This is a genomic window from Citrobacter sp. CK180, from assembly GCF_030333655.1.
GTDB lineage: Bacteria > Pseudomonadota > Gammaproteobacteria > Enterobacterales > Enterobacteriaceae > Citrobacter_B > Citrobacter_B koseri.
Genome location: NZ_JAOWFM010000054.1, coordinates 445,282 through 452,613 on the forward strand (window position 1 = coordinate 445,282; position 7,332 = coordinate 452,613).

Sequence of the window (7,332 nt, forward strand, 5' to 3'; positions counted from 1 at the left end):
GCCGAGAGTTGTGCACCACAGGAGTTTTAAGACGCATGTCTTCCCGCAATAATCCGGCGCGTGTCGCCATCGTGATGGGGTCCAAAAGCGACTGGGCTACCATGCAGTTTGCCGCCGAAATCTTCGATATCCTGAACGTTCCACACCACGTTGAAGTGGTTTCCGCACACCGCACCCCCGATAAGCTGTTCAGCTTCGCCGAAAGCGCCGAAGAGAAGGGTTATCAGGTGATTATTGCTGGTGCTGGCGGCGCGGCGCATCTGCCGGGAATGATTGCGGCAAAAACGCTGGTGCCGGTACTGGGCGTGCCGGTGCAAAGCGCTGCGCTGAGCGGCGTGGACAGCCTCTACTCTATCGTCCAGATGCCACGCGGCATTCCGGTCGGCACGCTGGCGATCGGCAAAGCGGGCGCGGCAAACGCGGCGCTGCTGGCAGCGCAAATTCTGGCGACACACGATAAAGACCTGCGCCAACGTCTGGCGGACTGGCGTAAAGCCCAGACCGATGAGGTGCTTGAGAATCCCGACCCACGAGGTGCGGCATGAAGCAGGTCTGCGTACTGGGTAACGGCCAGTTAGGACGGATGCTGCGTCAGGCGGGCGAACCGTTGGGCATCACCGTCTGGCCTGTCGGGCTGGACGCGGAACCTACCGCCGTTCCGGTTCAGCAAAGCGTGATCACAGCGGAAATCGAACGCTGGCCGGAAACCGCGCTGACCCGCGAACTGGCGCGCCACCCGGCTTTCGTCAACCGCGACGTTTTCCCGATTATTGCCGACCGCCTGACGCAAAAGCAGCTTTTTGACAAACTCTCGCTGGCGACGGCGCCCTGGCAGTTGCTGGCAAGCCGGGACGAGTGGCCTGCCGTATTTGCGCGTCTGGGCGAACTGGCTATCGTCAAACGGCGCGTCGGCGGTTACGACGGCCGTGGGCAGTGGCGTTTACGCGCGGATGAAACCGCTCAGTTCCCGGACGACGGTTACGGCGAGTGCATTGTTGAACAGGGCATTAACTTCTCTGGCGAAGTGTCGTTAGTCGGCGCCCGCGCCCATGACGGCAGCACCGTGTTCTACCCGCTGACGCACAACCTGCACCAGGATGGGATTCTACGCACCAGCGTAGCGTTCCCACAGGCCAACGCAAAACAGCAGGAACAGGCGGAAGCCATGCTCTCTGCCATCATGCATGAACTGGGTTATGTCGGCGTCATGGCGATGGAGTGTTTTATCACGCCAGAAGGGTTGCTCATCAACGAACTGGCGCCGCGGGTACACAACAGCGGGCACTGGACGCAAAACGGCGCCAGCATCAGCCAGTTTGAGCTGCATCTGCGCGCGATTACCGGCCTGCCGTTACCGTCACCGGTCGTGGACAGCCCGTCCGTGATGGTGAACCTGATTGGCAGCGCTCTGAATTATGACTGGCTGAAACTGCCGCTGGTGCATCTGCACTGGTACGACAAAGAGGTTCGCGAGGGGCGTAAAGTGGGCCACCTGAACCTGACCGACAGCGATACCGATCGCTTAAGCGCAACGCTGGAAGCCTTAGTTCCCTTGCTGCCGCCGGAATACGCCAGCGGCATCATCTGGGCGCAAAGTAAGCTTAAGTAATACATAAAATGCCGGGAAAGGAATCTTATCCTTTTCCGGCTCCTCCTTCAGCGCGTAAAATCCCCATCATTGCCGTTTGTTTTTTTTCAGGATTCCACAATGAACGATGGGACGGACTATCGCGCCATTCTGGCGGCCGATACGCCTTTAATCGACGTTCGCGCGCCGATAGAATTTACGCAGGGCGCCATGCCCACCGCGATTAACCTGCCCTTAATGAATGATGAAGAACGCGCGGCAGTCGGCACCTGTTACAAACGCCAGGGGCCGGAAGCGGCACTGGCGTTGGGCCATAAACTCGTTGCCGGCGACGAGCGTCAACGGCGGCTGGAGGCCTGGCGAAAAGCCTGTATTCAACATCCCCGGGGTTATCTCTGCTGCGCGCGCGGCGGTCAGCGTTCGCATATCGTACAACAATGGCTACATGAGTCCGGCGTGGATTATCCGCTGATCCAGGGCGGCTACAAAGCGCTCCGCCAGGCGGCCATGCACATCACCGACACGCTGGTACAAAAACCCATGATCTTAATTGGCGGCTGTACCGGCAGCGGAAAAACACAGTTGGTTCGACAGCAGCCGAACGGCGTGGATCTGGAAGGACTGGCGCATCATCGCGGTTCGTCATTCGGCCGCACGCTGAAGCCGCAGCTGAGTCAGGCCAGTTTTGAAAATCATCTCGCCGTGGAGATGTTGAAAACCGACGCCCGTCAGGAGTTGCAGATGTGGGTGCTGGAAGACGAAGGCCGGATGATTGGCGCAAATCATCTGCCCGAATGTCTGCGCGAACGCATGGCGCAGGCACCCATTGCGGTTGTGGACGATCCGTTCGAGCTGCGTCTGGAGCGGCTGCGCGAAGAGTATTTTATCCGCATGCTTCGCGACTTCACCCATGCCTGCGGGGAAGAAGACGGCTGGCTGGCGTACAGCGACTATCTGCATCATGGGCTTTCCGCCATTCAGCGCCGCCTTGGTTTGCAGCGTTTTAAAGAGCTGACGGTAAAACTAGACGCTGCGCTGGCCATGCAGCAGGCCAGCGGCAGTACCGACGGGCATCTGGCCTGGCTGGTGCCGCTCCTAAACGAATACTACGATCCGATGTATCGCTATCAACTGGAAAAGAAAGCCGCGAAAATCGTCTTTCGCGGCATATGGCAGGACGTTGCACAGTGGCTTCAAAACTAGCGATTGCGGGCATTCTGCCGGATGGCGGCTAACGCCTTATCCGGCCTACAAATATTATGCCCTAATGTCTGTCGCGTTTATCGGCGCGTTTCGCCAGCCAGTCGCCGAGCATCTGTACAACCTGCACCAGAATAATCAACGCGACCACGGTGACAATCATCACCTGGGTTTCGTAGCGGTAATAACCGTAGCGAATCGCCAGGTCGCCGACCCCGCCGCCACCGACAATCCCGGCCATCGCGGAATAGCCAATCAGACTCACCAGCGTGATGGTCAGCCCGCGTAGCAGACCGGCGCTGGCCTCTGGCAGCAGTACGGTGCAGATAATGCGCATCGGGCTGGCGCCGAACGCTTCTGCCGCTTCGATAATCCCTTTATCCACCTCACGCAGCGCGCTATCGACCAGACGCGCATAGAACGCTATCGCCGCAACAGAGAGAGGGACGGAGGCGGCAATCGGCCCGATGGTATTGCCGAGCAAAAATTGCGTGAGCGGCAACAGCAGCACCAGCAAAATCACGAACGGCACCGAGCGGATAATGTTCACCAGAACCGAACTCACCAGATACACGAAGCGATTCTGCCAGAACAGATTCCGGTCGGTGACAAAGATAAGGAAGCCGAGCGGCAGCCCGCCGACAACCGCCAGCACCGTTGAAATGCTCAGCATTTGAAAGGTTTCATTGAACGCCAGCGTTAAATCCGGCAGTAAATCATCCACGAATCACCTCCACCTGCGCAGTACGTTGCCGAATATGCGCTACCGCGGCATCCACCGCTGACGGGTTGTGCGGCGCAGTCAGTTGCACCACTAAAATCCCCAACGCGCGTTCGCCGATATATTCAATTTTGCCGTGCAGAATGTTCACCGCTACGCCGAACTTCACCGCCACATCAGACAACACCGGCTGCTCCGCCGAATCACCGATAAACAGAATTTTCAGTAACTGACCGGGCAGATGCTGGCGCAGACGTTCCGGTAGCGTCAGATTGAGAGTGTGCGACACCAGCTGCTGTGTGAAGGCGTGCTGCGGATGAGCGAAAACATCAAACACGTCGCCCGACTCCACCACTTTGCCGCCGGACATCACCGCCACGCGATCGCAGATGGACTTGATCACATTCATTTCATGGGTGATCAGCACGATCGTGATCCCCAGCTGTTCGTTAATCTGTTTGAGCAGCGCCAGAATGGTCGCTGACGTTTCCAGATCCAGCGCGGAAGTCGGTTCGTCGCAGAGCAGTACATCTGGATGGTTGGCGATCGCGCGGGCAATCCCCACTCGCTGCTTTTGACCGCCGCTAAGCTGTACCGGAAAGCGGTTCGCCTTATCCGCCAGCCCGACCAGCGCCAGAATTTCGGCGACGCGCGGGGCGATCCTGCTGCGCTCCCATCCGGCGGATTTCAGGCTGAAAGCGACGTTTTGCGCCACCGTGCGGGTATGCATCAGATTAAAGTGCTGGAAAATCATCCCAATACGCTGGCGGGCTTTACGCAGATTCGCCCCTTCCAGCGCAGAGATCGCCACACCGTTCACTTTCACGCTTCCCTGACTCGGGCGCGTTAAGGCATTAAGGGTACGCAGCAGCGTACTTTTTCCCGCGCCGCTGGTGCCGACAATGCCAAAAATTTCGCCCGCCGCTATCCGCAGGCTGACATCATCCACCGCGCGGGTCGATGCGCCACGGCCTGCCGTAAAATCCACGCAGACCTTTTCAATCTCAATCATGCTCACCTCAGAAATGCGAAAAGGGCAGTCGCCGCTGCCCCGTTAATTCCCTTGCGCAGCGATTATTTGTCTGCGGTCATCCATTCCGGTTTCTGGAAGGCGCTGTAAATATTCTTCGGATCGTCAATAACCGCACGGTAGGCCGGAGATTTCACCGCATCGACAATATCTTTCGCGAACGGCTTGTCGGCATCTTCACTGCGTACGGCAATGATATTTTTCAGGTTTTCATCCAGTTGCTCTTGTTTTAGCGCGCTGGAAAGATCCAGCCCCGCCGCAACGGCGAAATTACCGTTAACCAGCGCGCCGGTCACGCCATCCAGCGTGCGCGGCAGCTGTGCCGCTTCCAGCGGTTTAAACACCAGCCCTTTCGGGTTGCTGGCGATATCACGCTCGGAGGCTTTCGTCGGGTCGATATTGTCTTTAATGGTGATAAGACCGATTGATTGCAGGAAACGCAGACCGCGCGCCAGATTGGTCGGGTCATTCGACAGGGTAATAATGTCCCCTTTCTTCAGCTCGTCCAGACTGTTGATTTTACGGGAATAGAACCCCATTCCGGCCGTCGGCACGACGATCAGCTTCGTCAGTTTCAGTCCTTTATCGGCGGTGAATTTTTCAAAATAGAGCGTGTGCTGGAACAGGTTAGCGTCAATGCTGCCGTTGGATAACGCCATGTTTGGCTGAACATAGTCGCTAAATTCGCGCACCACGACCTTGTAGCCTTTCTCTTTCAGCGTTGGCGCGATGGCCTGTTTGACCATATCGCCATACGGACCCGGCGCGACGCCGAATACAATAGTCTGTGGATCGCTATTAGCATGAGCAAATTGCAGGCCGCAGGCCAGCAAAAGCGCCCCGGCGGCAACGCGTAAACTCTGACGCAGTCCCATAACTTCTCCCTTTTAAATGTTGTGATGCAGTGCAGTACGCCGTGCGATGCGACGTTGTTCATTTGGGCCTGAATACAAGGCTATTTGTTAACATGACACAGTTCACAACCTGTTGTCCTTGAAATTATTTCATGATGTTGCAGAGTATGTCGTTGAAAGGGGATGAGCAGAAATGAAAAAGCCGGATAGCGGCATAAGTGCCTTATCCGGCCTGGACGCTCTATTATTGCGCTGCACTCGTAGGCCCGATTAGCGCAAGCGCCATCGGGCATTCGGTTTGGCAGGCGCCAATTAGAAGTCGTAACGCAGACGAACCAGGTTCATATCGCCCAGATCGTCGGTGCTGGAGGTGAATACGTGTTCGTAATCCACGCGGAAACCATAATCCAGCTGGAAGCTAATACCAACGCCATTATCAATACGCTGGTAGTTACGGCCGTTCACATATTCAATACGGTCACCCATAAAGTACGGCTGAATAGATTTCACCGCATACTGGTTGATCGGGAATTTATAACCGGCAAAGTATTCAACACCCCATGCGTCGCCCGCAAAGTAGTCATGCGCGTCTACGCGTTTGGTGGTCATGAAGTTCTGATACCAGCCGCCGCCCAGCGCGAAAGTCCAGTTATCCGGCGTCCAGCTAAGCGCAGTACCAACGATATTTTGATCGTAGTCTTTACCGTCGCCGCCGTTACCTGGGCGCATTTCCGCACGCGTATAGTTCCACGCCGTACCCCAGGTCAGATCGTCCGTGATGTGGTAATCCGCACCCAGAGAACCGCCACCTTTACGCTTGTAGCGCAGGCCGTTGTTCGGGTTGTAATCATCGCTGAACAGATAAGACGCGTAGAGATCGACGTCGCCGACTGTTTTCTTATACTTCAGGGATTTACGGGTACGGTAAGAACCGTCGTAGTCGCCGTTGATACCGTTGCCTGGCGCCTGACCAATCATGTCATAGTCCCAGATATCGGTTTTCACGCCAACCACATCATAATAAACGCTGTTCTGTTGACCGAAAGTCAGCGTACCCCAGGTATCGCTTTTCAGACCGGTGTACAGCATACGGCGAGTGGTGTCGTTCGCGCCGTCTGCGTAGTGGTTATCCCAGTTGAACATCGCCGGGAAGTTAACGCCCAGCTCGTAGTAGCTGACCCAGCTAATGTCATCAAACAGATAGTAATCAGCCGCGAAACGGAAACGGGTGCCGCCATCGAAGCCATTACGTTTGTAACCATTTTTACCGTCGTCGCCAGCCATATTCTGGAACTGAGGACGAATACTGCCGCCAACGGTGAAGTTAAGACGGCTCAGCGGATTACCCGCCTGTGGATCTTGTTTCAGAACAGTGATTTCCGCCTGAGATGCGAAAGACGTTAATGCCACTGCCGCGCCGATCGATGCCGCCAGCGCTGTTTTTTTTATTGTCATTATATTTTCCTTGATAGATTTACCCGTCATTATTCGCACTGCTGGCAAAATACCGGCAACGTAAAAAACAACGGGCATAGCCCGCTAACTATTTAGGGAAGGTGCGAATAAGCAGGTCATTTCTTCCCAAGCTGACTCGCTGATTAAAATTTCGCGGATCTGGGCCGATTTTTTTCCCGCAAACACATCGAATCAGCCTATTTAGGCTATTTTTTCCACCATTTCTGGCGTTATTTCCGGTTTTTACTGAGATCTCTCCCACTGACGTATCATTTGGTCCACCCGAAACAGGTTGGCCAGGGTGAATAACATCGCCAGTTGGTTATCGTTTTTCAGCAGCCCCTTGTATCTGGCTTTCACGAAGCCGAACTGCCGCTTGATGATGCGAAACGGGTGCTCCACCTTGGCACGGATGCTGGCTTTCATGTATTCGATGTTGATGGCCGTTTTGTTCTTGCGCGGATGCTGCTTCAAGGTTTTTACC

At 55.7% G+C, this 7,332-nt stretch carries 8 protein-coding genes; 3 read left to right on the forward strand and 5 right to left on the reverse strand.

Translation table 11 applies throughout. The features are described 5' to 3' along the window. Positions 1-35 precede the first annotated feature (35 nt). The 3 genes from purE (at position 36) to mnmH (ending at position 2,791) form a co-directional block, all read left to right on the forward strand. Positions 36-545 carry a 5-(carboxyamino)imidazole ribonucleotide mutase gene (gene purE / locus OGV50_RS18865; RefSeq protein ID WP_049011469.1) on the forward strand — a complete coding sequence of 170 codons (510 nt, stop codon included), beginning with the start codon at positions 36-38 and terminating at the stop codon, positions 543-545. After that, on the forward strand, positions 542-1,609 hold the full coding sequence (gene purK / locus OGV50_RS18870; RefSeq protein ID WP_012133462.1) for a 5-(carboxyamino)imidazole ribonucleotide synthase: 1,068 nt from the start codon (positions 542-544) through the stop codon (positions 1,607-1,609). The genes purE and purK overlap by 4 nt, the downstream gene beginning before the upstream one ends. A 99-nt stretch (positions 1,610-1,708) precedes the next feature. Continuing rightward, positions 1,709-2,791, forward strand: coding sequence for a tRNA 2-selenouridine(34) synthase MnmH (gene mnmH / locus OGV50_RS18875; RefSeq protein ID WP_200091647.1), 1,083 nt, complete (start codon positions 1,709-1,711; stop codon positions 2,789-2,791). A gap of 61 nt (positions 2,792-2,852) precedes the next feature. On the opposite strand, the gene OGV50_RS18880 is transcribed toward mnmH, so the two are convergent. From OGV50_RS18880 to OGV50_RS18900, 5 genes are all read right to left on the reverse strand, one after another. Further along, positions 2,853-3,512 carry a methionine ABC transporter permease gene (locus tag OGV50_RS18880; protein ID WP_012133464.1) on the reverse strand — a complete coding sequence of 220 codons (660 nt, stop codon included), beginning with the start codon at positions 3,510-3,512 and terminating at the stop codon, positions 2,853-2,855. Beyond that, a complete protein-coding gene (gene sfbB / locus OGV50_RS18885; protein ID WP_199976718.1) occupies positions 3,505-4,521 on the reverse strand; it encodes a virulence-associated ABC transporter ATP-binding protein SfbB in 1,017 nt (338 codons plus the stop codon). Before sfbB ends, OGV50_RS18880 begins: the two co-directional genes overlap by 8 nt. A gap of 62 nt (positions 4,522-4,583) precedes the next feature. Next, positions 4,584-5,414 (reverse strand): MetQ/NlpA family ABC transporter substrate-binding protein, encoded by an 831-nt coding sequence (locus OGV50_RS18890; RefSeq protein WP_012133466.1) that lies wholly within the window; start codon positions 5,412-5,414, stop codon positions 4,584-4,586. 291 nt (positions 5,415-5,705) lie between these two features. After that, a complete protein-coding gene (locus OGV50_RS18895) occupies positions 5,706-6,848 on the reverse strand; it encodes a porin (protein WP_071259860.1) in 1,143 nt (380 codons plus the stop codon). A 243-nt stretch (positions 6,849-7,091) separates the two neighbouring features. Further along, a partial coding sequence (locus OGV50_RS18900; protein ID WP_032174470.1) for an IS5/IS1182 family transposase occupies positions 7,092-7,332 on the reverse strand: 241 nt, incomplete at its 5' end.

Coding starts and splice junctions, on each gene's coding strand:
- purE (WP_049011469.1), top strand. CDS start 36: ATGTCTTCCCGCAATAATCCGGCGCGTGTCGCCATCGTGATGGGGTCC.
- purK (WP_012133462.1), top strand. CDS start 542: ATGAAGCAGGTCTGCGTACTGGGTAACGGCCAGTTAGGACGGATGCTG.
- mnmH (WP_200091647.1), top strand. CDS start 1,709: ATGAACGATGGGACGGACTATCGCGCCATTCTGGCGGCCGATACGCCT.
- sfbB (WP_199976718.1), bottom strand. CDS start 4,521: ATGATTGAGATTGAAAAGGTCTGCGTGGATTTTACGGCAGGCCGTGGC.
- OGV50_RS18890 (WP_012133466.1), bottom strand. CDS start 5,414: ATGGGACTGCGTCAGAGTTTACGCGTTGCCGCCGGGGCGCTTTTGCTG.
- OGV50_RS18895 (WP_071259860.1), bottom strand. CDS start 6,848: ATGACAATAAAAAAAACAGCGCTGGCGGCATCGATCGGCGCGGCAGTG.